A 25,486-nucleotide genomic window follows, 5' to 3' on the forward strand; every position below is an offset into this window, starting at 1 on the left:
TGTCTAGACCAGTCCGCCCGTTTTTACACCTGCAAAAACAGCACGCCATGTAACGGCCTGCAAACCCTTGCCACAGCACCGGAGAACCCAGGCCATGGACTGGCAGGAACTCAGCCAAACCTACCCGCGCGACCCGGACCTGCCCGCGCGCGCCCACCGCCTGGCGGCACTGGGGCGCGTGCTGGAGGGCACGCAGTACGACGCCATTCCCAACCCCTTTGGCCGGGAATATAACGGGGCGGGAGAATACATCCCGCTCTCGGCGCGCAGGCCATCGGTGCGCACCAACATGTGCCGCGCGGTGGTGGATGATGCGGTCTCGCTGCTGTTCGGGGCCTCGCACTGGCCCGGCCTTGTGGCTACCGACCCGCACCTGCCCACCATACTGGCCCAGCTTGCGGCCGAAACCGCGCTGCCCGCGCTGATGATGCAAGCCGCAACCCGTGGTGCCATCGGGTCCAGCGCCATGCTGCTTGAAGCCGTGCAGCACGGCCTGCGCATACAGGTGCATGATACCCGTTACCTGACCCCCGCATGGGATGGCGCGGGCGAGATCGCCACCATGACCGAGTGCTACAAGGTAACTGGCGCCATGCTGGCGGCACAGGGCTGGCCCATCGGGGTGGATGACGCCACCAGCGTCTTCTGGTGGCTTCGCGCATGGGACCGCACGGACTGCCATGTTTACGTGCCGCAGCGTGTCGATGCCGGGCTGCCCACACGCATCGACCCTGCGCGCAGCACCCATCACGGCCTTGGTTTCGTGCCGTGGGTGTGGATGGCCAACCTGGCCGCACCCGGCGTGATGGATGGCCCATGCACCTTCGCGCCCGCCATTGATACGGTGATCGAGTGTGACTACCTACTCTCGCAATCCGGGCGGGGGCTGAAATACAGCGCCGATCCCCGGCTTGTCATCCGCGCGGGGCCGGACCCCTACGCGGATGGCACGCCCGCCAGCAGCGGCGGCGCTTCCACGGCCCTTACGCTACCGCTGGATGGCGATGCCAAGCTGCTGGAAATAAACGGCGATGCGGCGGGAGCCATGCGCGACCATTACCGCGAACTACGCGCCAGCGTGATGGAGCAGATCCACGGCAACCGCGCGCAGGCCGACAGCCTGTCCGCCCCCACATCGGGCCGTGCAATGGAAATGCTCTACCAGCCGCTGCTGTGGCTGACCGATCGCATGCGGCTCAGTTATGGGGAATACGGGCTGCTGGCGCTGTACCGCATGGCCTGCCGCTTCTCGCACGTGCTGGCCGGTGGGCTGCGCATTGGCGGGCAGGATTACGTGGGGCTGGATGCGGCCGGGCTTGCACTGCAATGGCCGCCCTACTTCCCCGGCACCGAGGGCGAGATTGCCCAACTGGCGCAGGGGCTGGGGGTGGCGGTGCAGGGTGGTTTCCTGTCGCGCCAGAGTGCGTGCGCCCTGTTTGCCGCGCGCGCGGGCGTGCCGGGGCCTCATGGCGAATGGGCACGCATCAATGCCAGCAGCCCGACCTGACATTCATTATTACGGAGTAACGACATGACCGCCAGCGTGCCTCAGTCCCCCAACCCTGAAACCCTGCGCCACGAGATGGATGCCCTGCGTGCCGAACGTGATGCGGCAGTCGCTGCCCGCGCCACGCTGGAGGCCGACCTTGCGCGCGCTACCGAACAGGCCACTACCGCGCGCACCCGCGCCAGCCGCGCCGTAATCCGCGCCGAGGCCCGCGCCATGGCCGCCCGCATGGGGGCGGTGGAACCGGCTGATGTGGTGCGGCTGGTGGACCTGTCCACTGTTACATTGGCCGAGGATGGCACACCGCAGGGGCTGGATAGCCTGATGGAGGCCGCGCGTGAAAGCCGGGCCTACCTGTTCACCCCGGCCCAGCCTGCATCGGGGGCTGCGACTGGCACCACCGCCGCAGGCCCCGCCCCGCGCGCGGGTGACCCGACCCCGTTCGATGCCCGCACGGCAGGCGCGCGCGACGTGAAGGCCGCCGCCAGTGCGGCGGGCCTGCGTTGGCCCGTGGCGAATTAGGGCTGTTGCGGGCGCAGGCAGGCAGCCTGCCACTTCCTGCGCCCAAAACAGGTTTCCAGTAAAACGGATAGAAACCAGATTATGGAAAATGCCGTGTGCCGTGGAATGTAGATAAAGCTGTCCTGTTTCTTTGGAAAAATGCCAGATCACACCGCAAGGGAGAATGGGCAAGGTTTATACGCGCAGTCATTGAAGAATATGATTTCTGAAAACAGCAAAAAACAGGTCACTGAGAGATTGTTTGAAAACAAATCATTGATAAAAAATAAGAAAAGTTTTTGGGTGTCGCCTTTTTTCAAAAAAGGCGGCGTCTTCTGAAGCTTTTTGGAAAAAGCTTCACCAAAAACTTTTATAATTTCAGGATATTATTGAACCCGACTTTTCAAACAGCCTCTGACAAAAAACATGGACGTTTTTTAAAGGCTGCGTCCCCCGCGGCTTCCTGAAAGCAGAAACGTCCTTATGACTGCCAGATGTCCCCGACCTTTTCCCCGTTCCGCGCCTGCGCCGCGCGCGGAACGGGCAAGGGGTTGCTAACCGGCCATGTCCCTTATCCACCACCCGGCCCCTTCATGGCGCAGCCTGCCATGACCGCCCCTGCCGCCGCCAGGCGCTTCGCCCGGCGGCTTTTTTGCGTTCTTTCAAAGGAAATGAACTTCATGGCCATTGCCAATTTCCCCGCCGCCCTGCAGCCGGTCATCCAGCAGGGGTTCCTCTCGCGCGCGTTCCAGGATGCGCTGCAATCGCGGCTGGGCTTCCGCTCCATTGCCGACCAGATGGAATTCCCCGCCCGCATCGGCCAGACCATTACCGATACCCGCGCAGGCCTCCTGCCGCCCGCCACCACACCACTTAACCCCACAGCCAATACCAGCTTCGATAACGGCATGACGCCCGCACAGTGGTCGGTGGAGCAGTACACGCTCACCATCAACCAGTACGGCAACACCATGGACCTCAACCAGGTGACCGAGGGCGTGGGCATTGCCAACCAGTTCCTGGCCAATGCCGCGCGCCTTGGCATCAATGCCCGGCAGACGCTGGACCGTCTGGCGCGCAACGCCCTGTTTGGCGGCGCACAGAACGGGGTGGGTGGCTACCTGGGGGGCAATACGCGCGTTACCACAACACTGGGTGCCGCAGGCAGCGTGGTTGCGGTGGATGACATCCGCGGCTTCCAGAACATCCTGTCCGATGAAGGGCAGGTAATTTCGGTTGGCGCCAGCAATGGCATGACGGTAACCATCGGCGCGGGGTCGTACACGCTGATGGGCGTAACGGCGGATGCCGCCAATACATCTACCGCACCCGATGGCATTTCGGGCACGCTTGCACTTTCGGATAATGTTTCAGTTTCCAACGCAACGGCTGGCAATGCGGTGGTGGCGGCAACCGCCCCGCTGGTACTGCGGCCCGCCAGCCGCGCCACCACGGCGGCACTGGTGTCGGGGGACCTTCTGACAGTGCAGACCATCCTGTCCGCGCTGGCAACCCTGCGCGACAACAACGTGCCCACACCCGATGGCGGGGTGTACCACTGCTACCTGGACAATGCGCAGCTGCTGGGTCTGTTCCGCGATGCGGACTTCAAGCTGCTCTATCGTGGCCAGTACGGCTCCGATACATACCAGACCGGCCAGATCTTCGACCTGCTGGGCGTGCGCTTCATCCCCACCACCGAGGCCCCGCAGCAGGCCAGCCTGGGGGTGGGGGCGATCCACCGCGCGATCATCTGCGGGCAGGGCGCGCTGATTGAAGGCGATTACGCCAATATCGGCACGCATTACGCCCCGCTGCTTGATGGTGGGGAGCTTACGGATGTTGAGGGCGTGTGCATGATCACCCGCCCGGCACTGGACCGGCTGGCGCAGATCATCGCGCAGTCGTGGTCATGGATTGGCGGGTTTGCACTGCCCACGGACCTTACCGCCAATACGGCGGTCATTCCCACCGCCACCAACAGCTACCTCAAGCGTGGTGTGGTGATCGAAAGCCTGGGGGCGGCGTAACGCCTGCGCACAATACCGGGGCGGGGCGCGATACACCGCGCCGCGCCCTGAGCGGACCAGCACAGACAGACCGGGGGCAGACATGACCGACATCACGCCCGCCACCACGGGCACGACCACCGGCACCGTAACGGCCGCCACTGCGGGCATGGGAACTACGGCAACAGACCCGGACACAACGGATACGGGCATGACCGGCACAAACGCCACAGGTGCACCAACAGGCGGCACCACAGCCATGACAGACACGAACAGCGCGGATATGGCTACAGGGAATGACGTGGCGCCAGTCCCTTGTGCCAGCGTCGCACAGCCTCCCACCGCCGCCACCATGACCGACACGCCGCTGGTGGATGCCGAACTGGCACAGGCGCGGCGCTACATGGGCTATCCCGCGCTGGGCGGGCAGGACAGTGGCATGCAGTCGTGGCGGTTTTTCCGCGTTTATGGCTTCAATGAATGGCGGCTGCGCAACCTTGCCCCCACCGAATGCGCGCAGGCCCGCGCCTTTGTGGCCCAGTGCCAGATGCTGGAGGGCGCGATCATGGCGGCAACTGGCAACCTTGATACCGACAGGGCTGCGGTCTGGACCCGCAACCGCACGGAAGTAACCGACCGGTTCACGCTGTACACACGCTGGCGGGTGCAGCTATGCAACTTCCTGGGCGTGCCGCCGGGGCCGGGACTGCGCGGGGCGGGGGAGATCATCATCTGATGGACCAGCCCACCCTGTGCCACCTGGCGGCAAGGGGCTTTGCCCGTGCCGCTACCCGTATTGGCGCGCCCGCCACGCAATACCGCCCCACCGCGCCCGCCAGTCCGTGTGCCACACCGCATGCACGGGTCATGGCGGCCTTCAATAACGACCGCGCCTTCGGCTTTGTCGGGCCTGCATTGTGGGATGTGCCCTTCGTCTTTGCTCTGCTGGACACGACGGATGTGCGGGCAGGCGATATTGTGGTGTGCGGGACCGAGACCTACTTCATTGCCCGTGCCGAGCCGTTCCGTCCACCTTTATGCGTGCTGTGCAATGCGGTGGTGAATATCAGCACGACATTGCCGGTGGCGGCGGATGTGGCTGCTCCGGGCGGATATGCCACATCGGGCGATGTGTCGGCCCAGGCCACCATTGCCACTGGCTGGCCTGCCATGATCCGCCCTGGCAGCGGGGCAGGGGTGCCGGGGCCGGTGCAGCCGGGCAGCATCCATACGGGCGGGTACGAAATGTTCCTGCCCGCCATTCCCACCGTAACCGTGCAACCCGCCATGTGGGCTGATGACGGGGCGGGCAGCCGCTACACCATTGGCGCGGCGCGTGCCAGCCCATGGGGCGTGCGCTGCCAGTTGGGGCGCCAGCAGATATAGCAAGGAAGTTTCTGGTAAAACTTTTTTCAAAAATCTTCAAGAAAAGCCGCCTTTTTTCAAGAAGGCGGCACCCAAAAACTTCTGTTCCTTTCTGAATACTTTCCTGCCGGGCAATCAGCACGGGAATACGACCAGCATGGCTGATATTTCTACAATCTCCACTACCATCGCAACGGCGTTGGCAGCCGCCCTGTGCCCCGATGGCACCGCCAGCGGGGCCGTGACCGGGCGGCCGCTCATCATCCGCCGGGGCGGGCTGACACAGGCCGATCTGGGGGATGCGGCACATACGCTCCAGCAGGGCTGCGATTTCATTGGCATTGTCGACCTGCCCGAAAGCTGGACCCGGCTGGATGAACCTCTCGGCCGCCCATGGCGGGCGAACAACCAGACCCCCGCCACCGTCAGCATAAGTGTAACCGGCACCACCGCCACCATATCAGTTACGGGCAGTGCCATGCCAACGGGCACGGTGGGCCTGCGCATAGGCGGCCTGCCGGGGGTGAATGGCACGGCGTGTAGCCTGCATGTGGCAATGCCGGGCGATACGGCAGCGGACATTGCGGCCATGCTGGCGGCCAGCCTGCCCGGCGCCGTAGCCACGGGCGCCAGCCTGACACTGCCTGCGGGCTGCACCGCGCAGGCCATCAACGCGGGCACGCAGGCAGCACGCTGTGTTGCGCGCAGGCAGAGCCAGATGTTTGTCATCACTGCATGGTCGGCCCTACCTGCCGCGCGTGACGTGCTGGGCCAGGCGATCAGTGACGCGCTGGCCCTGACCGACTGGCTGACGGACGAAAACGGCTCCACCTTCCGCATCGAGGCCCGCGCCGCCACCAATGACGATACCGCCATGAACCGGGGCCTGTTTTCACGCCCCGCGCGCTACCTCGTCACATTCGATACCGACCTGACCCGCACCACACCTGTCATGCTGGCGGGCGGCGTGGGGGTCGGTCCTACGGTCGTGACGGGTGACGTACTGCTTGACCAATAAAAGCGGGACTGACCGTCTGCCGCCGCCCTTGGGCAAGGGCAACAGGTGCCGCATGTCCCACGATAGCAGCCCTGGCGGAAACATTCCCACGGCTGCGGGATGTCTTGCGCCCGGCTTTCACCCCACCCGTTTCGCTCACCACGCGCATCCGCGCCTTCAGGGAAAGAAACCCGCATGACCATCTACCAGTCCGGCCAGATCAACACCAACAGCCTGAACGTGCCCGACCTGTATGTGCAGGTCCTCAAACCGCAGAACATTGCGCTCAATGATGTCTCCACCGGGCGCATCGGTCTGGTGGGCACCGCCACATGGGGGCCGGTGGGCACGCCGGTCATTGTGGGGAGCATGGGGGACTGCCTGTCCGCCTTCGGCCCCAAGCAGGCGCTGGCCAGCGATATCGGCACCGCCGTCAACATCGCCATCATGCAGGGCGCATCGGATTTCCGCTGCGTGCGCGTAAGTGATGGTACCGACGCCGCCGCCACCGGCACGCTCGATGGCGTGAGCCTGACCGCGATGCACACCGGCAGCGCGGGCAATGCGCTTAGCGCCACGCTGGTGGCCGATCCCATTATCACCACGCATTACACCCTGAGCATAAGCCACGCCACGCTGGGCAGCCGTAGCTACCGGGGGACCACGTGGGCGGTGCTGGCAACGGCGGTAGCGGCGGACAGCATGGCGCTGGTGCGCATCGGCCTGCCATCCACCGTGCCCGCCCTTGCCGCAGGCTCGGTCACGCTGGCGGGCGGGGCGGATGGCGCGGCACCGACCACGGCGGCCTTCCTCGGCACCGATGGCGCAACCCGCACCGGGCTGTACGCCCTGCGCGGACAGGGCTGTGCGCTGGGTATACTGGCGGGTGTGAGTGACAGCACGAGCTGGACCACGCAGGCCGCGTTCGGCCTGGGGGAAGGAGTGTACATGATCGCCTGCGGCCCGGCGGGCGATGGTATCGCCAGTGCCGTGGCCGCCAAGGCCGCAGCCGGGCTGGACAGCTACGCCGTCAAGCTGATGTTTGGCGACTGGCTATGGTGGAATGACGACACCAACGGCACCATGCTGGTCCCGCCGCAGGCGTTTGTGGCCGGACTGCTGGGCGGGCTTTCGCCCGAGCGCTCGAGCCTGAACAAGGAACTGTATGGCGCCATTGGCAGCCAGAAGGCGGGGCTTGTCTCGGGTGGTACGAGCCAGACCTATTCCACCGCCGAGCTTTCGGCCCTGTTTGCCGCCGGTATCGACGTAATCTGCAATCCCGCTCCCGGCGGCAGCTATTGGGCGGTGCGCGGCGGCATCAGCACCTCCAGCGACGGGGTGAGTGATGATGACAGCTATACCCGCCTGACCAACTACCTTGCCGAGACCCTGAACGCGGGCATGGGCGCCTTTGTGGGCGAGGTCATCAGCGCCACGCTGTTTGGTGATATCCGCGCCGTGCTGCTGGGCACGCTGTCCAACATGGCGGCCAGCGGCATCCTGGCCAGCGCATCATGGGCGGTGGTGTGCGATGCCACCAACAACCCGCAGGCCGAAACCGCCCTGGGCTACGTACGCGCCGATGTGCAGGTGCGCTACCAGGGCATCAACCGCTTCTTTGTCGTCAACCTGCAAGGTGGGGCAAGTGTTACGCTGGCCGCCGCTACCGCGGGCTGACCACCCCGCCATTACGGGCCGCCCACGCTGGCGGCTCCTTGTTTTTCCAGTTCCCATGGAGCGATGAATGTCTACCAAACCCTTCAATATCGGCCGCGACTGCCGCGTGGTGCTGGTTTATGACGGCAGCCGCATCGACCTGCCCACGGTTACCGGCTTCAACGCCCAGCAGCGCACGCACCAGCTGACCTCTAACCCGCTCAATGACATGCCGCTGTTCTACGACGTGCCGGGCGGCTGGGGCGGACAGTTCACCTTCCAGCGTGACAGCGCGGGGGCGGATGACCTGTTTGCCGCGATTGAAAGCGGCTTCTGGTCGGCGGGCACGGTGGTGCTGGGCAGCATCTACCAGTACGTGAGCGAATGCGATGGCACGCTCAGCACGTATGAGTTCATCGGTGCGTCCCTGCAACTGTCCGATGCCGGGCGCTACCAGTCCGAAATGCTGGTGACGCAGACCATCACGTTCAGCGCGCGCGCGCGCAACCGCGTATCGTAAGCAGGGGCGCACATGACGGAACACACGGTAAAGACCAGCGATGGCCGCACGCTCACATGGCGCGAGCGGGGGCCGGGCGATGTGCTGACCCTGCTGGAATTCGGCCCCGCCAGCCCAACTGAGGCATGGATGGAATACGCGCTGATGGTCAGTTCGGTCGAAGCGGTTGACGGCGTGCCCGTGATTCGCCCCGCCTCGCGCATCCAGCTTGAGCAGTTGGCCAACAAGATCGGCAATGCCGGGATGATGGCGCTGTCAGACGCCATGTTCGGCACGGATGGGACCGAGGCGGCGCAGGCCGGGGAGGTGGCGGCAAAAAACTGAGCCGGCACCCCGTGGTGATCGAGGTTGCGGCCCTGGTTGCGAACGGGGTGCCGTGGAATGTGGCCATGGACATGCCGCGCGTGCGGCGCATGGCCTTTCTGGTGGCTTTTGGGGAGCTTGCGGGCGGGCGATATGACTGGAATGCGCGACAATGGGAAGACCCTGATGGCTGAACACTACCGGGCCGCGATACGTCTGGCCACCCGGTCGGGTGCCGGGGGCGGTGTGGGCCTGCGCCCGCGCGGCGGGCAAATGCTGCCGGCCGTGACCGCCGTAACGCAGCCATTGCGCGCGCGGGACCGGATGGTCGCCATACCAGCCTACCGCCCGCGCCCGCCTGCCGGGGCTACACCCCCGATGGCGGCCCTCCCGGAAAACGCCCTTCCAAGGACGGCTTCCCCGACGGGTGCCTTCTCAAGAGACATTCATCCGGGGGGCATCCCGTCCATACCCCCGCCCGTGGTCCCGCCACGCGGGCGCAGCACTGCGGCCAGCAGGGGCAGGGCAGGGCCGGATGCCCCCTGGCAGGGTACCCCACGCCTACCGGTCGCGCAGAGGGGGGGCAGGCCCCGCTCCCTGCCATCGGGGCGCATGGGGGCGGGCGGGCAAGATCGGGCTGCCACCGGGGGCCTGTCCATGCCGGGTGGGCCTGCTGTGGTCCTGCCCGCCATGCGTGCGCCGCCCCTGCGCCCACCCGTTCTGCCACCACCCGTGCGGCCCCCATCCATCACGCCCGCCCCTGCCATGGCACCATCCACTCCCATCGTACCCGTGGTCACAGCAGCCATAGCCGTTCGGGCCATGCCACAACCCACCCGCCCGTACCCGCTGGCGGCGGCCCGAACCACGGCCCGCACCGTGCCACCGGTTACGCGCGGCAGCCGATTAGCGGGCGGGGCAACGGGCAGGGTAGCAAGGCGGAGTGCGCGCCCGGTAACGGCCCCACCGGCCGCAACACCACTGCCGCCGGGCGGGTGGACGCAAGAAGGGCCGGCTGCCTTCATCCCGCCCGCCGGGCCACCCGTAGCCCCGGTATGGCCACTGGTCAGGCCGGGCAGGGATGTGCCCTCCCGGTCCGGTCCGTCCGGTCCTCTGGCCACCCCGGTCGGGATGGCGGCCATGCCCCCCGGCATCCTGCCCCGTGCAACGGGTGCGCGTGCGGTCATGGCGTGGATGCCGCATGCCGGGGGTAATGCCCCTTCCGCGCAGGATTCCACCCTGCCAGCACATCGGGCACCATTGCCCGAAACCACGCGGCCCGGTGCCATTACACCGCCACGAACCCGGCCTTGCACACCGGGTATGCCCACAGCGGGGCGTGCGCGCGCGGACCGCACGCCCATACAGCCATTCGTGCCGCAACGCGGGGCAGGGCAGACGGGGCGACAGCAGGCGGACAGGCCACCATTCATCAGCCCCCGGCCGCCGGGCGGGGGGCAGGCAGCCGCTGTCGCCCCGCAGGCTGGCGGGCCGGTCATACAGGTCACGATCCCGCTTACGCTGGACCACCATATTCTGGGTCAGGCCATGGCGCGGATCGATACCAGCCGCGCGCTGCATGAACACCGCGCCACCGGCACGGCACCCGATGGCCTGCGCCACACGCAGCTTCCCGGCCGCTCCATCGGGGCCTGAGCCGGGCTGGCCATGCCAGTCATCACGCCATAGCGGCACGCACGGGCCACGCCCCATTCCCGCCTGCCGCCCTGTCGGGCAGGGCAGGCGGGGACGGGGCCGGTTTTCCTCAACCACGGCGGAAACACGCATGTCCCTTACACTCATGAATGCCCAGACCGCCATCGGTGCGATCGGGCGGCTGTGGGCATCCGCCCCCGTGACAATCGGCGCGCTGACGCTGACCGGCATGGAAGTGCCGCGCCTGATCCGCGATGGCGGCACCCAGCAGGTAGCCATCCACCGCCTGCCCGGTGGTGGCCGTATTATAGACGCCGTGGGCAACGACCCCGACCGGCTGGAACTGGAGGGCACCTTTGTCGGCCCCACGGCGCTTGCGCGCGCGCGTGCCCTCAAGCAGATGCGGGTGGCGGGCGCACCCGTGGCCTTCAGCGGGGCCGGGCTTTCGCTTATGGTGCGGATTGTCCAGTATTCCTACGATTACCAGCAAAAGGGCATCGTCATCCCCTACCGGCTGGTGCTGGAGCAGCCTAACCAGACCGCCACCAGTGGAGCAGGCACGTCCACGCTGTCAGCACTCGTGGGGGCCGATGGTGCTTCCGCCCTGTCGGGCGTAAGCGGTGCACTAGCCAATGTCGCCACCATTGCGGGCAATATCGGGGGCCAGCTTGCCACCGTGGCAGGACAGGTTACTCCCATTGCCGACATGGCGGGGGCGGGCGGGGTGTTTGCGGGCGTGCAGGACAACCTTGCGGTGGTCGGTGGCCTGTCCGGGGCGGGGGTTAACCTTGCATCCCTGCCGCAGGGCGCGACAGGCCTGCTTTCCGGGCTGGAAGCATCTGGCACGGGGCTGGGCACTGCCATCAGCCAGACCGGTGCGAACCTTGAAGGCATCGACCTGACCAATACGGCCAGCCTGTCCACCCTGACCCAGAACGCACAGTTGCACAGCACATCCGTTACATCGGGCGCGCTGGTTAACCGGGCTTATGCCAACACACTTACCGCCACCAGCGCAACACAGAACGGCCCGCTGGTTACGGCGCAATAAAGGGGGCATGCATGACAACCACGATCAGGGTCACGGCAGCGGACGGTACGCTCTACCACGTGGCCGCAACATGGCTGGGTGATGCCACGCAGTGGTGGCGCATCGCGCTGCTCAACAATCTGGATGACCCCGACCTGTCTGGCCTTTGCGCCCCCGTGCCACTGGTGCTGCCCGCACCGGACGGCACACAGGGCAGCGGCGTGCCGGGGGTGGATGCATGAGCACGGATATGACCGTAACCGCAACACAGCCCCCCACATGGCGCGCGCCGCGTGCCCGGCTGCTGGTGAACGGGGTGGAACAGGCACAGACCGGGCTGGAATCCTTCACGCTGGAGCGCACCCGCTACCGCCGTGCCGACACGCTGGAAATGACCCTGGCGCTGGACCGCACACAGCAGGCCACCAGCCTGTGGTTTGACGTGGCGGACCCGGCAGGCGGCGGCGTGCCGCCCGACATCGACATCCAGCTCCAGATGCTTGACGCCGCACAGGACGGCGCGCAGTGGACTACCATGTTCCAGGGCATTGTGGACCATGTGGAATGGAGCCCGGCGGAAACATCCGTCCATGTCCAGTGCCGCGACTATCTGGCCAGACTGCTCGACATGCGCGTTCTGGACGGATGGATGAACATGACCGGGGGCGATGTGGTCCGCGCCATGATAACGGCGGCCGGGCTGATCCCGGATGTGCACATGGGCGATGGCATGGTGGGCCAATTCTGGCAGGTGGAGCACAAGCGCATGGCCGCCGCCAGCCATGGCCGCTTCCAGACGGCGTTTGACCTGGCCAGCACCCTTGCCACCCAGGGGGGGTGCGACCTGTACGCCACGGGCCGGACCGTGACCTGTGCGCCACCGGCCACCGCCAGCACGGCCAACACGCATGGGCTTGGTTATGCCGATACCAGCCCCACCGCGCCGCTTGCAATCGGCGCGAACGCCCTGCGCCTGAGCCGCGATTACCAGATCGCGCGCGGCATTGTGGTGCATGTGATGAGCTGGGACAGCCGCCAGCGCACGAAGGTGGATTATTACTACTCGGCCACCGGCGGGTCAGTCCGCCCACCCGGCGGTGGCGGCAGCGTGCACAGCTTCAGCCTGCCCGGCGCGCGGCTGGACGACCTGCAGCGGTACGCACGACAGAAATACAGCCAGATCGTGGCGCATGAACGTACCATTACCGCACAGATTCCCGGCCGCATCACGCTTGCGCCCCGCCAGTTCATGCAGGTCAGCGGCACCGGCACCACATGGGACGGCACGCTGGCCGTGGACAGCGTAGCCAGCCGCTTTTCATGGCAGGGCGGCTTTTCCCAGCAGGTTACGCTACGCCACCGCAATACCCTACAGGAAGGGGAGGATACAAATGACTGACCCCCGCATGCTTGCAGCCAACATGGCCAACGCGCAGGCGCAGCCCGGCTTCGGGCTGGTCAGCGCGGTGGACCCGGTCAACCACGCCGTAAAGGTCATGGCCCAGCCCGCAGGGGTGGAGACGGGCTGGCTGCCCTGTGCCGCCATGCAGGTAGGCAGCCTGCGTATCGCCTGCCCGCCCGACATTGGCGCGCATGTCCTGCTGGTGCGGCTGGAAGGGGATGGGGAACACGCGGTCTGCGCGTGCCCGGTCTATGATGCTGTGGTCATGCCCCCCGCATCGCCTGCGACCCGCCAGCCCGCCCAGCCGGGCGAGATGCTGATCGTGGCCGGGTGCGCCACGCCACCCGCGACCGGCGGCACGACGCCCGGCAGTGCTACGGATAATGCCCCGTGGTGGCACATCACGAGGGATACGATCTACAGCGGGGCCGGAAACGCGACCGAGACCCTGACCAACGGTTCCAGAGCGTGGAAGGTGGGCGGCGTGAGCATGGTTCTGGACGCGAATGGACTGGCCGTTACCGGCGGCCCGATCATGACCGACAGGGACATGACCGCCCAGGGCACCGTTACCGGCAGGACGGACGTGCTGGCAGGCGGCACATCGGGCCACAGCCATACCCATAGCGGCGTGCAGCCCGGCAGCGGTATGACGGGAGCACCGCAATGAGCACGGTCCGCATCCCGCTGCGCCTGACACGACCCACCCCCCGGCAGGCAAGGCTCACCATGCTGGATGACCTGCGGCGCGCGGTGGAAAGCGGGGCCACCATCGGCCTGATGGCGCTGGCCGTGCGCCCCGGCGGGCAGTGCCGCACCACCAGCGCGGGAACCGTGGGCGTGCCGGAAATGAGAGACCTGCTGGCACGGAACACACAGCGCGGGGAACAGCCATGAGCGCGCTGTCGCATACCATGGGCGGGGACCTGGACCTGTCGGGCACGGGCGGCATTGCCGTGGTCACGGGCGCGCAGCAGACCCGGCAGACCCTGCTGCGCCGCCTGTGCACCAACGCGGGCGCTTACATCTGGCAGCCAGACTACGGGGCCGGGCTGCCCGCGCGGGTTGGTGCCGTGATGGACGAAGCAGGCATCCGCGCCCTGGTGCTGGCGCAGGTGCAGGCCGAGGCCGGGGTGGACCAGACGCAGCCGGTCACGGTTACAGTAACCAGCCCCAGAACTGGAGCCTACCTGCTGGCCATATCCTATACGGATGCCACCACGGGCGCGGTGCAGGAACTGGCACTCACAGCCTGACACGCTTCATGCAGGCCAGTGCCGGGCTTTCCATGCCGCCACTCCGCCCGCGTCATTTCCCACTGCCGCGCCAGCATGCTCTGGCCACACACGAAATCCCGCCAGCGGGTACCGACCAGTCGCATGCCCGTCTTGCGCGAAATGGCAACACAGGTCGCATTGTCCGCCGCCTTTTCCTTACGGATGACAGGGCAGTCCAGTATCAGGAACCAGTAATCGCCTGCCGCTTCCACCGCCCCGGTCATTAATCCCCGGCCCTGCCACTGTGGGACCGGCCAAAAACCACGGTTTTCACCCTGGCCGGTGGCGGGCATGGCATCCCATCAGCAAAATCATGCCCATCAATGTATCCACCCCGTTGCAGGGGCGGATGGACCAGCGCCAGACCACACCCCATGGCGGGCAGGGCCACACCGCGCGGGAAGTTTTCGGCCGTATCCGGGTCATAGCGCCACTATACGCACGGGTTCAGGAAACGCCTGACCTTCTATTGCACAAACAGCACCTGAATGGCTGGCGCATCAGCCAGTTCCAACGGTTCAAGCCGCAGGCGGGGCGTGTGCAGGGCGGAAAAGGGCGGGGCAGGCATGGGCAGGGTCCGGCAATGCGCGATGATGGCGGCCCTGACCCCCGGACATTGCGGCGCAAAACACCAGAGATGTTCCACAACCATAACGGAGAGTCCGCGTGGCCATCACCTTCCAATCCTTCAAGACCACACTGGGCAACATGGTGGCGAGCGCGCAGGGCGCGTGCCCTTCGCTGCTGGACCTTGATGTCGGCTCTCCCGGTCGCGCCATGCTTGAAGCCGTGGCGGGGCTGGGGCTGTGGTTCCAGTTCATTGCCCTGCAAATCCTCTCACGCACGCGCCTTGCCACCTCAATCGGTGCGGATGTGGACAGCTTCGTGCAGGATTTTGGCCTTACGCGCCTGGCGGGTACGCCTGCCACCGGCACCGTCACCTTCACATCGTTCACGCCCGCCAGCCAGTCCGCCACCATTGCGGTCGGTGCCACGGTCAAGACGGCCTCGAACCTGATCTATGACGTGGTGGAGGACAGCACGAACGCCGCCTGGTCGGCCGCCGACAATGCGTATATCCGCCCCGCTGGCACCGCGTCCATCACGGTTCCGGTCCAGTGCGAGACTACCGGCACCACCGGCAACGTGGCCGCAGGGGCCATCTGCCTGCTCGGCACGGCGGTATCGGGCATTGATACGGTCACCAATACCGCAGCCCTGACCAATGGTAGCGATGGCGAGACGGACGCGGCGCTCCGCACCCGGTTTATCGCCTACATCAACAGCCGGTCCAAGGCCACCATTGCCGCCATCGAGAACGCAGTAACCGATGTATCCGCCGATCTGGCCTATCAGGTGGTGGAAAACGTGGACACATCCGGCGCTTTCCTGCCCGGCAATGTGGTGGTGTATGTCGATGACGGATCGGGCGATGTGTCGGACGCTACGATCAACGCGGTGTATGCCGCCGTGGACGATGTGCGCCCGGCCGCCGTGTCCATCATGGTGGTGCGACCCCATGTGGTGCGCCCCGCCGTGGCCATGACGGTCAGCGTGGACAGCACCGGCGACCTCGCTACGGTGCAGGCCACGATCAGTACCAATATTGCAGCGTACCTCAATGGTCTCGCCATCGGGGCGGCAGCCAGCTATTCGCGCCTGATCCAGATTGCCTATGCCGCCAGCACCTCGGTAACCAACGTGACCGGCGTGACACTGGCAGGCGGCGTGGTGGACCTGCCTGCAACCATCGGCACGGCCTACCGGGCCGGGGCGGTGGATTTTGGCTGATACCACACAGAACGGCTTCGCCCTGCGCATCCGCCGCCTGCTGCCCACCGGCTGGTTTCCGCCCGCGCCTGCTACGGGGCAGGCGGAACAGGCCCCGGTGCTCAATGCCCTGCTACAGGGTTATGGCAGCGTGTTTGCATGGGTGTGGTCCACACTGGCGGGCACCGATGCCCAGACCCGTCTGGACACCATGACCGGCGCGTTCCTTGATATGTTCGCAGCCGACTTCTTTGGCACCATGCTGACCCGCAACCCCGGCGAGAGCGACGACGCCTTCCGCACCCGCATAAAGGAATCTCTGTTCCCATCTCTCGGCACCCGGCCCGATGTGGTCAACACCATTACCGATGAAGTGGGACAGGCCGGGCGCGTGATCGAGCCACGCAATGCAACCGACTGCAAGGGGCTGGGCAGCCTTGCCAGCCCTGCCGTGGGCGGGGGCTATGGTTATGGCGTAGCAGCCCTGCGTTACGGCTCACGCGGCGCACCGTTCCAGCTTTTTGCCCAACTCCCCACGGGTGACACGAACCCACCCGCAACACAGACCCTGACCCGTATCGCGGCGGTCATGCCTGCGGGCACCATCGCGTGGGTGCAGGATGTGGAGACCCTTGACTGATGGACAGACAGATCGTCTACCCCGCACAGATCCCGCTGGATAGTGACCAGCTCAACGCCCAGCGCAACGCTTATGTAGGGCTGGGCCAGCTTGCCGCCATGGCGTACGGCTGGTCCACGGTGGCCGCCAGCGGCTTTGCCTGCACGGCGGGCACGGGGCTGGCTGTCACCATCGCGCCCGGCTCGCTGCTGGCCCCCGGCGTGGTGGATGCCACCGCCTATGGCACGCTGGCGGCAGTAGGCAGCGCGCTTGTGCGCCAGTATGTCAGCCGTGATCCGCTCACGCTGGCGGTGCCGGGGGGAGGGGGCACCTACACGGTGTATGCCACGCCCACAACGATAGACGGTGATGATACCGTGCTACCGTTCTACAACGCAGCCGACCCGGCGGTAACCTATGCCGGGGCGGATAACAGCGGGAACACCGCGCCCACCGTGCGCCAGGACGTGGCGCAGATCGGCATTGGGGCATCGGTGCCCGCAGGCGCATACCCGCTGTGGGCCATAACCGTTCCCGCCGGGGCCACGTCCATCACGGCGGACATGATCGCGCAGTCCGATGTCGCGCCGTTTTACGATACCATTCCCCAACTACAGGCGGCCAAGCAGGATGCGCTGGGCTTCGTGCCGGTCAGCGGACAGTGGGCGATGGGCACGACGGCGTATCAGGTGCTGGGCCTGACCTACCTGATTAGCGCAGGGCGGCCGCAGTACTTCTATGAAGATGGCAGCGGCACCCAGTACGCTGGCGGCACGCTGGCGCTGGAAAGTGATGTGACCAGTGAAGCATCTGCACGCGAAAGTGCCGATGCGGGCCTGCAGGGCAACATTAACGCCGAGGCGGCAGCACGCGCCAGTGCTGATGCCAAACTTGTATCCGGCGTGTGGGCGATAGACTCGACCGCGTATCAGATCACGGGCCTGACGCACCTGATCGCGGACGGGAGGCCGCAGTATTTCTACGAGGACAGCAGCGGCGGCCAGCGCACTGGTGGGGAACTGATGCTGCGGTCCGATGTGACCATGACCAAATTTTCCAACGGTTCGACCCGCTACACGAATTCATCTGCCGGGACGTATGTCGAACACTGGTTTAACGTGGCGGCGCAGGATCAGCAGGAAATTGGATTTCCCACCGCGCTGTCACGCGTTGATAGCCTGCAACTGACAATTGATATGGGATACTCCAACACCTCGCCCAAATCCGTCGCGGCCAACTACGTGGAGGGCACGCTGACAGGCACCGGATTTAAGGCCAGCCTGAAAATCCCAGCCGAAAGCGACCAGGCAGCCGGTGGGATGCTGAATATCTATGTCGCTGGCTGGCTATAACCCCGACACCCCTGACAGGAGAACGGCTACATGACTACGGACAGCAACACCCCGCAGAACTACATCCTATACCGAACCCGCGCTCTGGGCTGGCAGGCCGTCGGCTACGTTATCGTCGCCATGCAGCTTACGGCGGAGCAGGCAACCGGTGCGCCCGCAGGCTTTGCCTATACGCTGGATACGGCAGGCGCATACCCGGATGGCAGCCTCTATCGCGTGCCGTCCACGGCCTATGCGCTGTCTGGTCCCGCCACGGCGGGGACGGCGCTGACGCTGGACCTGACGCCCGACAATTACGGGCCGAAAACCGAAACTCTGGTCACGCTGTCCGATGGCGGAGCAGGGGGCACGTTCTCATCCGGCACGGTCACATTTGGCGCGGGTATCAAAACACCGCAGGCCGTGACCTACACGCCAAAAGCGGCCGGAACGGTCACGATCAGCGCGACGAACAATGGCGGCCTGACAGACCCGGCCAGCCTGAGTGTAACGGTTGCCGCCGCGTCCTGACCGTCCCCTCAATCCGCGCCTGCCCGACCGCCCCCCCGGGCGGTTTTTTTATGAGAAGATGAATGAGCGACATCACCACACTGACGCAGGGCGGCCCGGTCATGCCCCAGCGCTGCGCCACGGTCGAGGATCTGGCCCGCGTGCGCGAACGTCTGGCCAAGGTCGAGGGCGGGCACGACAACCTGCGCGACGGGCTGAATACCCTGTCGCAGCAGTTCTCCGACCTGCGCCGCGATCTGACGCAATCCGTAACCGATAATGCCGCCCGGACCCGGCGCGAAATCATGCAGCGCGTGGACGACATGACCGACACCGCCACTGCACGCGACAACGAAATATCAGGCCGACTGGCCCGCATCGAGGGCGGCCTGCGGCTGACCTCATGGATGACCATGACCTTCATCGTGCTGGCCACCGGCCTGCTGGGCTGGGGGCAGATTGGCGATGCGGCGTGGTCGTTCTGCAAGCGCGCATTCGGCTACGGGCCATGACCAGCAACAGGAACCCTGACACCATGAACGCACTCATCCCGCGCGACATCCGCAACAACAATCCCGGCAATCTCGATTACGTGGGACAGGCGGGCGCGCATCTGGAAACCGGCGTGCCGCATCCGCGCTTTGCCGCTTTCCCCACCATGGCTGATGGCATCCGCGCCCTGCGCGACCAGCTGCTGCGCTACGCCGAACGCGGCCTGACTACGGTTGCCTCCATCATATCCGTCTATGCCCCCGCCAGCGAGAATGCCACCGGGGCTTATATTTCCGGCCTGTGCCGGACCATGAGCGTGCAGCCTGACACGGTTCTGGACCTGTGCGACCCGGCGACCATGCAGGCACTGATCGCAGGGATTGCGACAATGGAAAACGGGCCTGGCCACATCACCTCAACGCAGATCGAACAGGCACTTGCCAACCGGCCCGGACTAAATGGGGAATATACATGAACACCACCGCAAAACTGGGCGGCCTCGGCGCTGTCATCGGGCTGCTTTTGACCGAGGTTCCAGAACAGTATGCGCTTTATGTCGCCCTGTTCATCATTGCCTGTGGTGCAGTGACAGCGCTGGTGCCCCCACCGCATGCGGGCAGCCGGTGGGCCGTGGTCTGGCAACTCATAACCACCATCGGTCTGAACATCGGGTGGGCGGAAAATCACTTCAAGCCGGGGCAGAGTGGCGTGCGTGTGCCGGTGGCAGACAAGCCTGCGGCCAAGCAGGCGGTAGCCTCGGCTGGCATCCCGGTGCTGGACAAAAAGGGGAAGCCGGAAGCTCCGGCACAATAAACGGCAGTGACAGCCCCGGCGCGTAGGTGGATGGCCGATTTACCCCGAGGCTGCCCTCTGAAGGTTATGCAACTTTAAGGCGAAAGTATGTCTTGAATTGCGCCCGGTCACAACCGCCTTCTGCAGGCGGTTTTTTTAATGGAGGCCCCCATGCACAATCCCACCCGCCGCGCCTTCCTGCGTGGCACATCCGCCCTTGCGACCGCCAGCCTTGCCGCCTGCACCGTGACCAGAAACGGCACAACCATCACGTTGGCCCTGAACGTGGCCGAGGTGGTGGATTATGGCAGCGCGATCCTGTCGTTTGCCAGCACGGCTATCGGCATTTCGTTTGTGTCTGCCGCGATGGGCACCACGAATGTCACGCTGGCTGATGCGGTGATTGCTGGCCTCAAGTCTGGCCTGACCGCATTCCAGACTGCCGCCGGGTCCAGCGCGTCCGTCAGCTACAGCACCGCCAGCGTAAAAGCGGCCTTCGACAGCATCCTGTCCGATGTGGAGAAGGTGAACACACTCATCATCGCCACCATCACCGGTACGGCGGCCAACCTGTCCAGCATCGTGGTCACGCAGGCCAAGACGGCAGCGGGGGCGGCAGCAACCCTGATCGACCTGCTTAAGGCCATAATGGACATGTCCGGGCCGCGCCTGGATAGTGTATCACCCCTGAACGAGAAGACGGCCATCGGGCAGATCGCCGTCTTCGCCGCGCAGTCGGCATGAGTGCCTTTGCACAGGGCCTGATGACCGGGGCAGGGGGCATGGTGGTGCTGATCGGCCTGCTGGTGGCTATACCGCTATGGCTGCGGGCCATGCGGTTGCGGGCGCGTGGACTGGACTAGGACAGATCCTGTTTGAATGCGTGAATTCAAACAGGGGAAGGTACTCGCAAAAACACTAAATGCGTGCATTTTTACCGAACCGGTTTTTGGTGGAAATACGCTGGCGCCTGCCGGGCTACCTGCAATTCTTCATTCAGTAGCCGCACAAGCTGCCGCGCGGGCATGGCGCGTGCGAGAGGCGCGCCCTGCCCGGCCCAGAAGGCGCCAAAACCGCTTTCATCATGCTTCCGGGCTGCTTTGTCCAGCGCCTTGCCCGCATCATACGCAATGGGATAATCGGGCGGTGGTGGCATGCCTGCACCGTGGTCAAGGGCGGTAAACCGGTTGGCAAGGCAGCGCGCGGGGCGGCCAGAAACAAGGCGGGTCATGCGTGTATGGAAGGCGGCCGGCCCCGCCAGGGCGTGCCGGTAGGCGGCATCGGCGCCACTTTCAGGGCAGGGAATGAAGGCCGTGCCCATCTGCGCGGCAACAGCCCCTAAAGCCAGCGCCGCTGCTATGCCCGCACCATCCATGATACCGCCAGCCGCAATGACCGGAATGCGGCAAGCACGGACAACAAGCCGCGTCAGGGCGCATGTTCCCAGCGCATCATCCGCATCGGCCGGATCAAAAATACCCCGGTGGCCGCCCGCCTCGATCCCCTGCGCCACGATGGCGTCCATCCCGACGGCCTCGGCGGCGCGGGCTTCATCCACGCTGGTTGCGGTTGCCAGCAAGATAATCCCGACCGCCTTCAGGGCCGCAATGGCCGGGCGCGATGGCAGGCCAAAATGAAAACTGACGACAGGCGGCCGCATGTGCACGAGCATGGCAAGCATGTCCGGGTCATCATTGAAGCTGCGGTAGATCGGCTCCAGCCCGGCGGGCGGGGTTGCCCCGAAGCTGGCAAAAAGCGGCCTGAGCCATGCCAGCCATGCCTGTTCACGGGCAGGATCGATCTGGGGCGCGGCATGCACGAACAGGTTGACGTTGAAGGGAGCCGCGGTCTGCTGGCGTATCTGGCAGATCATCTCGCGCGCACGGACAGGCCCGGCAGCGCCCACGCCAATCGCACCCAGTGCTCCCGCCTGCGACACGGCTGCTGCAAGGGCTGACGTGGACACCCCGGCCATGGGGGCCTGGAGCAACGGCATCTCAAGGCCAATCCGTGCAAACCAGTCCATCGGCCTAATCCCCCGTTACAGCTTGGTTTTTACCATTCCTGACAATAAACCATCCGGCGCCGCGTGCCATTCAGGGTCATGTCATCACGTATGTGGCCTCTCCCCAGATGCCATATACCACTGTGGCATGCCGGCACCAGCACCCCACGCAACCGGGGCGGGGGCTGGGCTGTTATCATGGTTATGACGGCATTGCCACATTTCATACATCCCGCCCCCGGCGAGGGCTGGCTCCAGCTTGGGGAACTGGCGCTGGCGTTCGGCCTGTCGGCGCTGGTAGGGCTGGAACGGGAATTCAGGCAAAAAAGCGCTGGCCTACGCACCTACACGCTGGTGGGCGTGGCTTCGGCTCTGTTCATGCTCGTGTCGAAATACGGGTTTGACAACGTGCTTGATGAAGGGCGTGTGGTGCTCGACCCCTCGCGCATTGCAGCCCAGGTGGTCTCGGGCATCGGGTTCATCGGTGGCGGCGTGATCTTCATGCGGCGCGACGTGGTGCGGGGACTGACCACGGCGGCCTCGGTCTGGCTTACGGCGGCGCTGGGCATGGCCTGCGGGGCGGGACTGATCGCGCTGGCGGTCGCCACGACTATCGGGCATTTCATCATCATGCTTGGCTTCAGGCGGATCAGCCACCTGCTGCCCCGTGACCATGGGGCGCGTGCAGTGGGGCTGTACATCACCTACCGTGACGGGCGCGGCCTGCTGCGCACCATCCTGAACCGCTGCACCCGGCTGCGCTTTACCATCCACCGCGTAAGGGTGGAGCAGGCTGCCCCACCCATCGATCCCGATACCCTGAACGACCTGCGTGACCGCCACCACGACACCACCGCCATACCACCCGATGCCAGCACGCCCGGCATGGTCACGCTGTTCATAAAAGCGCGAGGCAGGCGGCCTGTCTCGCATCTTGTAACCGTGCTGTCCGCCATTGAAGGGGTAACGGGCGTGGAAACGGACGAGGCGGACAGCGACCCGGAATGACCCGTCGTGCGAAGGCGGGCGGTTAATGGATGGTGAGGCCGGGTTCGCTGCCAGCGGCGGGGGCGGCGGGTTCGGGCAGCAGTACCTCACCAGATTCCGTAACAAAGGCGGGGGCGCTGCCAACCATGGCCGCATGGGGCAGGGGCGCATACAGGTGAGGGAAAAGCTGGCCACCGCGTGCCGCCTCCCACCGCAGCGCTGCCGGTTCCAGTCGGTTCAGGTCCACCGTGACGATCCACAGCCCGTCCTGCCCAGAAAAATGTTTGGCCAGCGTGCTGCTTACCTGTTCTGCGGTGGAAAGGTGGATGAACCCGTCGGCCACATCAGCGCGGGAGCCGGTAAACAGCTTCCTGTCCTCAAAATCCATATATTCATCCAGCGTCATGATCTTGTAGGCAAGGCGATGGCCCATGGCGTGGTTTCCCGTGCTGTGTGCCCCCGATCATACAGGATATCAGCAGGGCCGCCAATCTCGCCCCCTCGGCGGGACGGCGGCCCATGCGCACCAGCACCACACCCTGCACTCCCGCTGCAACACAGCGCCAGTGGCGATACCAGTACTGAAACCGGAGCAAGCGCGGGCACATGCGTGCCTGGCCCCCATACGCGGCCGGTACGACTGCATGACGCGGCAGCGCGCCGCTTTAGTGCCATGGCCATCGCATGGAAAGGGGGATCGTGTGCAATCAGGAAGGAGCAGGCAATTATGGGCTGGTCTTTAGAGGCCCGACACGTCACTTTAGGACATCATACCCCGATCCACCCGCGCAACCCGCGCGCGCCAGATAGACAAGGCTTTGCGTTACGATGCGCCCCGATAACGACAATACCGGACCGGCCATCCTGCATTTTCCCCGCAGGGCCATCCTTTCGCCGTCTGAGGCTTCGGCGTATCTGGGTATCCGCCCGCCGCTGCTGCACGTCATGCGGTATCTACGCTGCGGGCCAAAAGCCATCACCATCAATCGCCGCGCGGTCTATACCGAAGAAGAACTGCGCAGTTTCCGCAACGCATTGACGAGCGCGGTGGGCGTGACCGAAAACGGCGGCGCCTATCGTGAATTACTCCAGGGCAAGCCACGCACGGAAGCCGCCGATCCGCTCATGACCCTGCTGGCGCGCAATCTGGTCTGGCGCCGCGCCATCCTTGTCACGCTATGGGGCATGATGGCGCTGGGCATCGGGATCGACCTGATCCTGTTCTAGCGGCCATGTTCGAGCACCGATGCGCGCCGGGTGCGGCGCAATAAAAAAGGGCACCCCCGTGGGAGCGCCCTCTGCACGCCAGTTAGGAATTACTGGTGGTCATGCTCTTCATGGTGGTCGCCATGCTCTTCGCCACCGTGCTCTTCGTGGTGTTCGTCACGGTGTTCGTCGCCACCCTCTTCACGGTGCTCGCCACCCTTGCGGTCGTGCTTGCCATGGTGGTGACCATGCTCAGCATGGTGTTCGCCGTTATTGTCTTCAGCGTGGGCGACAACCGGCAGGGACAGACCAAGGGCAGCAGCAAACAGAAGTGCTTTTTTCATGTAAATCATTTCCTCTTGATTAACTGATTCTTCCAAATCAGGATGATTTTTATATAAGCTCAACCTAACAGAAGGAAAGAGTGTACCAGCTTTTCATTTGTAACGGAATGCATCACACGAACCACAACCGTAACTGACGAGCAGGGAGGTGGGTTTGTAGGGCAGCTAGAGAAAACCCTGTTTGAATACGTGCATTCAAACAGGTGAAGATACTTGTAAAAACAACAAACGGGGGCATTTTACCGAACCGGTTTTCGGTGGAACATCCCTAGCACTCAGGCTTCATCGTGGCGGAAGGCTTCCTCCGCCGCCATGGAGGCCGCATCATGCTGGCGCAAATAGCCGCGCCGGTTTTTCCACGCATGAATCAGCGCCTCGCGCCATTCCTCATGCGGTTCCTTGCGGGGTCTGGGTGTGGAATCGGATGAAGCGTTCATGATCCGTAAACCTCCTGGAAAACCCGCACAAGCGCAGGCATACGTGCATACCAGATGCCCCTGCCGACAAGTGTGATGATTACATGAAGCCATGCTACCCGTTCGCACAATGCCGAGATGGACAGGAATGAATACCCAATATGCCGCCACCCTTTGCGCTCATGATTTATTAATTATATACGATCAATCTGCCTGTATTTCATAATATTTATTTATAAATTTCTACTATTGTTTGTAAAATATTGGTAATTTACATTTCAGACTGTCACGGACAACATAGCTCCTGTCAAACCTGAAGAAGACATCATGAAACATTCAATCCTGCTTGCGCTGGCCTTTGGCGCCGCAATGCCGATGGGAGATCACGCACAGTCCTTTGGTAACCACGAAGGTCGTCGTGACGAACGTGGCGGTGAGCACAATGACAGTTGGTAAGAACACCAGCCTGATCTGGTCCCGCCGTGGCGGAGTCAGGCATGAAAGGCCCGCCCCATGCCGGGCCTTTCATCTATCTGGCCCCCATTCCACCAGGCCTGTGCGCCCTTATGGGGTGGCAAGGCCAGCGGAAACGATCAGCGCATAATCCATGTGGTAGATCTGGCAGACGCGCGCAACCTGATCAGGGCGTAGCGCGGGCGCGTGATCCTTCGCGCTGCCCGCATTGGCATGCCCGATGGGGGTGGCGGTGTAGCGGGTAACAAAATTCCGCACGCGCTGCATGTCCTCCAGCCGGAACAGGTGATCAACCGCAACCATGCCATACCGGTCGG

General features: G+C 64.7%; 36 protein-coding genes. 30 read left to right on the forward strand and 6 right to left on the reverse strand.

All coding sequences use genetic code 11. The features are described from left to right. The first annotated feature begins 94 nt into the window (after window positions 1-94). The 10 genes from GLX_RS02405 to GLX_RS18370 all read left to right on the forward strand — a co-directional run bounded on the left by GLX_RS02405 (window position 95) and on the right by GLX_RS18370 (window position 9,052). Window positions 95-1,507, forward strand: a complete 1,413-nt coding sequence (locus GLX_RS02405; protein WP_014104452.1) for a portal protein — start codon at window positions 95-97, stop codon at window positions 1,505-1,507. 24 nt (window positions 1,508-1,531) lie between these two features. Continuing rightward, on the forward strand, window positions 1,532-2,029 hold the full coding sequence (locus GLX_RS02410) for a phage scaffolding protein (protein ID WP_014104453.1): 498 nt from the start codon (window positions 1,532-1,534) through the stop codon (window positions 2,027-2,029). Window positions 2,030-2,688: 659 nt separating this feature from the next. Further along, a complete protein-coding gene (locus GLX_RS02415; RefSeq protein ID WP_041247572.1) occupies window positions 2,689-4,038 on the forward strand; it encodes a hypothetical protein in 1,350 nt (449 codons plus the stop codon). A gap of 82 nt (window positions 4,039-4,120) precedes the next feature. After that, complete coding sequence (locus tag GLX_RS16965) at window positions 4,121-4,753, forward strand: hypothetical protein (RefSeq protein WP_014104455.1); 633 nt, start codon at window positions 4,121-4,123, stop codon at window positions 4,751-4,753. After that, window positions 4,753-5,403 (forward strand): hypothetical protein, encoded by a 651-nt coding sequence (locus tag GLX_RS02425; protein WP_014104456.1) that lies wholly within the window; start codon window positions 4,753-4,755, stop codon window positions 5,401-5,403. Before GLX_RS16965 ends, GLX_RS02425 begins: the two co-directional genes overlap by 1 nt. A gap of 136 nt (window positions 5,404-5,539) precedes the next feature. Beyond that, the gene (locus tag GLX_RS02430) at window positions 5,540-6,400 is read left to right on the forward strand and encodes a hypothetical protein (RefSeq protein WP_014104457.1); all 861 of its coding nucleotides are present in this window, start codon (window positions 5,540-5,542) and stop codon (window positions 6,398-6,400) included. A 174-nt stretch (window positions 6,401-6,574) separates the two neighbouring features. Next, complete coding sequence (locus GLX_RS02435; RefSeq protein ID WP_014104458.1) at window positions 6,575-8,056, forward strand: phage tail sheath protein; 1,482 nt, start codon at window positions 6,575-6,577, stop codon at window positions 8,054-8,056. A 67-nt stretch (window positions 8,057-8,123) separates the two neighbouring features. After that, window positions 8,124-8,555 (forward strand): hypothetical protein, encoded by a 432-nt coding sequence (locus GLX_RS02440; RefSeq protein ID WP_014104459.1) that lies wholly within the window; start codon window positions 8,124-8,126, stop codon window positions 8,553-8,555. A gap of 12 nt (window positions 8,556-8,567) precedes the next feature. Further along, entirely contained in the window at window positions 8,568-8,879 is a 312-nt protein-coding gene (locus tag GLX_RS02445) for a hypothetical protein (protein WP_014104460.1), read from the forward strand. 11 nt (window positions 8,880-8,890) lie between these two features. Next, complete coding sequence (locus GLX_RS18370) at window positions 8,891-9,052, forward strand: hypothetical protein (RefSeq protein ID WP_153472512.1); 162 nt, start codon at window positions 8,891-8,893, stop codon at window positions 9,050-9,052. A gap of 252 nt (window positions 9,053-9,304) precedes the next feature. Here GLX_RS18370 and GLX_RS02450 read toward each other — a convergent pair whose 3' ends face one another. Further along, window positions 9,305-10,000, reverse strand: coding sequence for a hypothetical protein (locus GLX_RS02450; RefSeq protein WP_041247097.1), 696 nt, complete (start codon window positions 9,998-10,000; stop codon window positions 9,305-9,307). Between GLX_RS02450 and GLX_RS02455 the strand changes: the two genes are divergently transcribed. The 7 genes from GLX_RS02455 to GLX_RS02485 all read left to right on the forward strand — a co-directional run bounded on the left by GLX_RS02455 (window position 9,999) and on the right by GLX_RS02485 (window position 14,202). Continuing rightward, the gene (locus GLX_RS02455; RefSeq protein WP_041247098.1) at window positions 9,999-10,514 is read left to right on the forward strand and encodes a hypothetical protein; all 516 of its coding nucleotides are present in this window, start codon (window positions 9,999-10,001) and stop codon (window positions 10,512-10,514) included. The genes GLX_RS02450 and GLX_RS02455 overlap by 2 nt on opposite strands. A gap of 130 nt (window positions 10,515-10,644) precedes the next feature. After that, entirely contained in the window at window positions 10,645-11,565 is a 921-nt protein-coding gene (locus tag GLX_RS02460) for a hypothetical protein (RefSeq protein ID WP_014104462.1), read from the forward strand. A gap of 11 nt (window positions 11,566-11,576) precedes the next feature. After that, a complete protein-coding gene (locus tag GLX_RS02465) occupies window positions 11,577-11,786 on the forward strand; it encodes a hypothetical protein (RefSeq protein ID WP_014104463.1) in 210 nt (69 codons plus the stop codon). Continuing rightward, on the forward strand, window positions 11,783-12,943 hold the full coding sequence (locus GLX_RS02470; protein ID WP_014104464.1) for a hypothetical protein: 1,161 nt from the start codon (window positions 11,783-11,785) through the stop codon (window positions 12,941-12,943). Before GLX_RS02465 ends, GLX_RS02470 begins: the two co-directional genes overlap by 4 nt. Further along, on the forward strand, window positions 12,936-13,616 hold the full coding sequence (locus GLX_RS02475; protein WP_014104465.1) for a phage baseplate assembly protein V: 681 nt from the start codon (window positions 12,936-12,938) through the stop codon (window positions 13,614-13,616). Before GLX_RS02470 ends, GLX_RS02475 begins: the two co-directional genes overlap by 8 nt. Further along, window positions 13,613-13,843, forward strand: coding sequence for a hypothetical protein (locus GLX_RS02480; RefSeq protein WP_041247099.1), 231 nt, complete (start codon window positions 13,613-13,615; stop codon window positions 13,841-13,843). Before GLX_RS02475 ends, GLX_RS02480 begins: the two co-directional genes overlap by 4 nt. After that, window positions 13,840-14,202 carry a hypothetical protein gene (locus GLX_RS02485; RefSeq protein ID WP_014104466.1) on the forward strand — a complete coding sequence of 121 codons (363 nt, stop codon included), beginning with the start codon at window positions 13,840-13,842 and terminating at the stop codon, window positions 14,200-14,202. The genes GLX_RS02480 and GLX_RS02485 overlap by 4 nt, the downstream gene beginning before the upstream one ends. On the opposite strand, the gene GLX_RS18700 is transcribed toward GLX_RS02485, so the two are convergent. Continuing rightward, on the reverse strand, window positions 14,151-14,516 hold the full coding sequence (locus tag GLX_RS18700; RefSeq protein ID WP_193360654.1) for a GNAT family N-acetyltransferase: 366 nt from the start codon (window positions 14,514-14,516) through the stop codon (window positions 14,151-14,153). The genes GLX_RS02485 and GLX_RS18700 overlap by 52 nt on opposite strands. A gap of 373 nt (window positions 14,517-14,889) precedes the next feature. Here GLX_RS18700 and GLX_RS02500 point away from each other — a divergent pair, with 373 nt between their 5' ends. The 9 genes from GLX_RS02500 to GLX_RS19170 all read left to right on the forward strand — a co-directional run bounded on the left by GLX_RS02500 (window position 14,890) and on the right by GLX_RS19170 (window position 20,600). Next, a complete protein-coding gene (locus GLX_RS02500; RefSeq protein WP_014104467.1) occupies window positions 14,890-16,014 on the forward strand; it encodes a baseplate J/gp47 family protein in 1,125 nt (374 codons plus the stop codon). Further along, window positions 16,007-16,633, forward strand: a complete 627-nt coding sequence (locus tag GLX_RS02505; protein WP_014104468.1) for a hypothetical protein — start codon at window positions 16,007-16,009, stop codon at window positions 16,631-16,633. Before GLX_RS02500 ends, GLX_RS02505 begins: the two co-directional genes overlap by 8 nt. Continuing rightward, window positions 16,633-17,964: a hypothetical protein gene (locus GLX_RS18870; RefSeq protein WP_014104469.1), complete on the forward strand. Its 1,332-nt coding sequence runs from the start codon at window positions 16,633-16,635 to the stop codon at window positions 17,962-17,964. Before GLX_RS02505 ends, GLX_RS18870 begins: the two co-directional genes overlap by 1 nt. A gap of 30 nt (window positions 17,965-17,994) precedes the next feature. Continuing rightward, window positions 17,995-18,474 (forward strand): hypothetical protein, encoded by a 480-nt coding sequence (locus tag GLX_RS02515; protein WP_014104470.1) that lies wholly within the window; start codon window positions 17,995-17,997, stop codon window positions 18,472-18,474. 62 nt (window positions 18,475-18,536) lie between these two features. Continuing rightward, the gene (locus GLX_RS02520) at window positions 18,537-18,965 is read left to right on the forward strand and encodes a hypothetical protein (RefSeq protein ID WP_014104471.1); all 429 of its coding nucleotides are present in this window, start codon (window positions 18,537-18,539) and stop codon (window positions 18,963-18,965) included. Between the two features lie 23 nt (window positions 18,966-18,988). Continuing rightward, complete coding sequence (locus tag GLX_RS02525) at window positions 18,989-19,420, forward strand: structural protein (RefSeq protein WP_041247102.1); 432 nt, start codon at window positions 18,989-18,991, stop codon at window positions 19,418-19,420. Beyond that, window positions 19,417-19,758: a hypothetical protein gene (locus tag GLX_RS02530; RefSeq protein ID WP_014104473.1), complete on the forward strand. Its 342-nt coding sequence runs from the start codon at window positions 19,417-19,419 to the stop codon at window positions 19,756-19,758. Before GLX_RS02525 ends, GLX_RS02530 begins: the two co-directional genes overlap by 4 nt. A gap of 150 nt (window positions 19,759-19,908) precedes the next feature. Then, on the forward strand, window positions 19,909-20,481 hold the full coding sequence (locus GLX_RS02535) for a hypothetical protein (protein ID WP_041247575.1): 573 nt from the start codon (window positions 19,909-19,911) through the stop codon (window positions 20,479-20,481). Further along, a complete protein-coding gene (locus GLX_RS19170; protein ID WP_014104475.1) occupies window positions 20,478-20,600 on the forward strand; it encodes a hypothetical protein in 123 nt (40 codons plus the stop codon). The genes GLX_RS02535 and GLX_RS19170 overlap by 4 nt, the downstream gene beginning before the upstream one ends. A 71-nt stretch (window positions 20,601-20,671) precedes the next feature. On the opposite strand, the gene GLX_RS02540 is transcribed toward GLX_RS19170, so the two are convergent. After that, window positions 20,672-21,763 (reverse strand): NAD(P)H-dependent flavin oxidoreductase, encoded by a 1,092-nt coding sequence (locus GLX_RS02540; RefSeq protein ID WP_014104476.1) that lies wholly within the window; start codon window positions 21,761-21,763, stop codon window positions 20,672-20,674. A 177-nt stretch (window positions 21,764-21,940) separates the two neighbouring features. Here GLX_RS02540 and GLX_RS02545 point away from each other — a divergent pair, with 177 nt between their 5' ends. Further along, entirely contained in the window at window positions 21,941-22,750 is an 810-nt protein-coding gene (locus tag GLX_RS02545) for an MgtC/SapB family protein (RefSeq protein ID WP_167537192.1), read from the forward strand. Window positions 22,751-22,772: 22 nt separating this feature from the next. On the opposite strand, the gene GLX_RS02550 is transcribed toward GLX_RS02545, so the two are convergent. Further along, window positions 22,773-23,162, reverse strand: a complete 390-nt coding sequence (locus tag GLX_RS02550; protein ID WP_014104478.1) for a DUF952 domain-containing protein — start codon at window positions 23,160-23,162, stop codon at window positions 22,773-22,775. Window positions 23,163-23,557: 395 nt separating this feature from the next. Between GLX_RS02550 and GLX_RS02555 the strand changes: the two genes are divergently transcribed. Continuing rightward, complete coding sequence (locus GLX_RS02555; RefSeq protein WP_014104479.1) at window positions 23,558-23,956, forward strand: hypothetical protein; 399 nt, start codon at window positions 23,558-23,560, stop codon at window positions 23,954-23,956. Between the two features lie 110 nt (window positions 23,957-24,066). Continuing rightward, a complete protein-coding gene (locus tag GLX_RS02560; protein ID WP_041247578.1) occupies window positions 24,067-24,306 on the forward strand; it encodes a hypothetical protein in 240 nt (79 codons plus the stop codon). Between the two features lie 248 nt (window positions 24,307-24,554). Here GLX_RS02560 and GLX_RS18565 read toward each other — a convergent pair whose 3' ends face one another. Beyond that, window positions 24,555-24,716, reverse strand: coding sequence for a hypothetical protein (locus tag GLX_RS18565; protein WP_167537193.1), 162 nt, complete (start codon window positions 24,714-24,716; stop codon window positions 24,555-24,557). Between the two features lie 306 nt (window positions 24,717-25,022). Between GLX_RS18565 and GLX_RS19175 the strand changes: the two genes are divergently transcribed. Continuing rightward, window positions 25,023-25,151, forward strand: a complete 129-nt coding sequence (locus tag GLX_RS19175) for a hypothetical protein (protein ID WP_267128725.1) — start codon at window positions 25,023-25,025, stop codon at window positions 25,149-25,151. Between the two features lie 108 nt (window positions 25,152-25,259). On the opposite strand, the gene GLX_RS18875 is transcribed toward GLX_RS19175, so the two are convergent. After that, the gene (locus GLX_RS18875) at window positions 25,260-25,472 is read right to left on the reverse strand and encodes a hypothetical protein (protein ID WP_050856086.1); all 213 of its coding nucleotides are present in this window, start codon (window positions 25,470-25,472) and stop codon (window positions 25,260-25,262) included. Window positions 25,473-25,486 lie beyond the last annotated feature (14 nt).

The sequence above is a fragment of the Komagataeibacter medellinensis NBRC 3288 genome, from assembly GCF_000182745.2.
GTDB classification, from domain to species: Bacteria; Pseudomonadota; Alphaproteobacteria; order Acetobacterales; family Acetobacteraceae; genus Komagataeibacter; species Komagataeibacter medellinensis.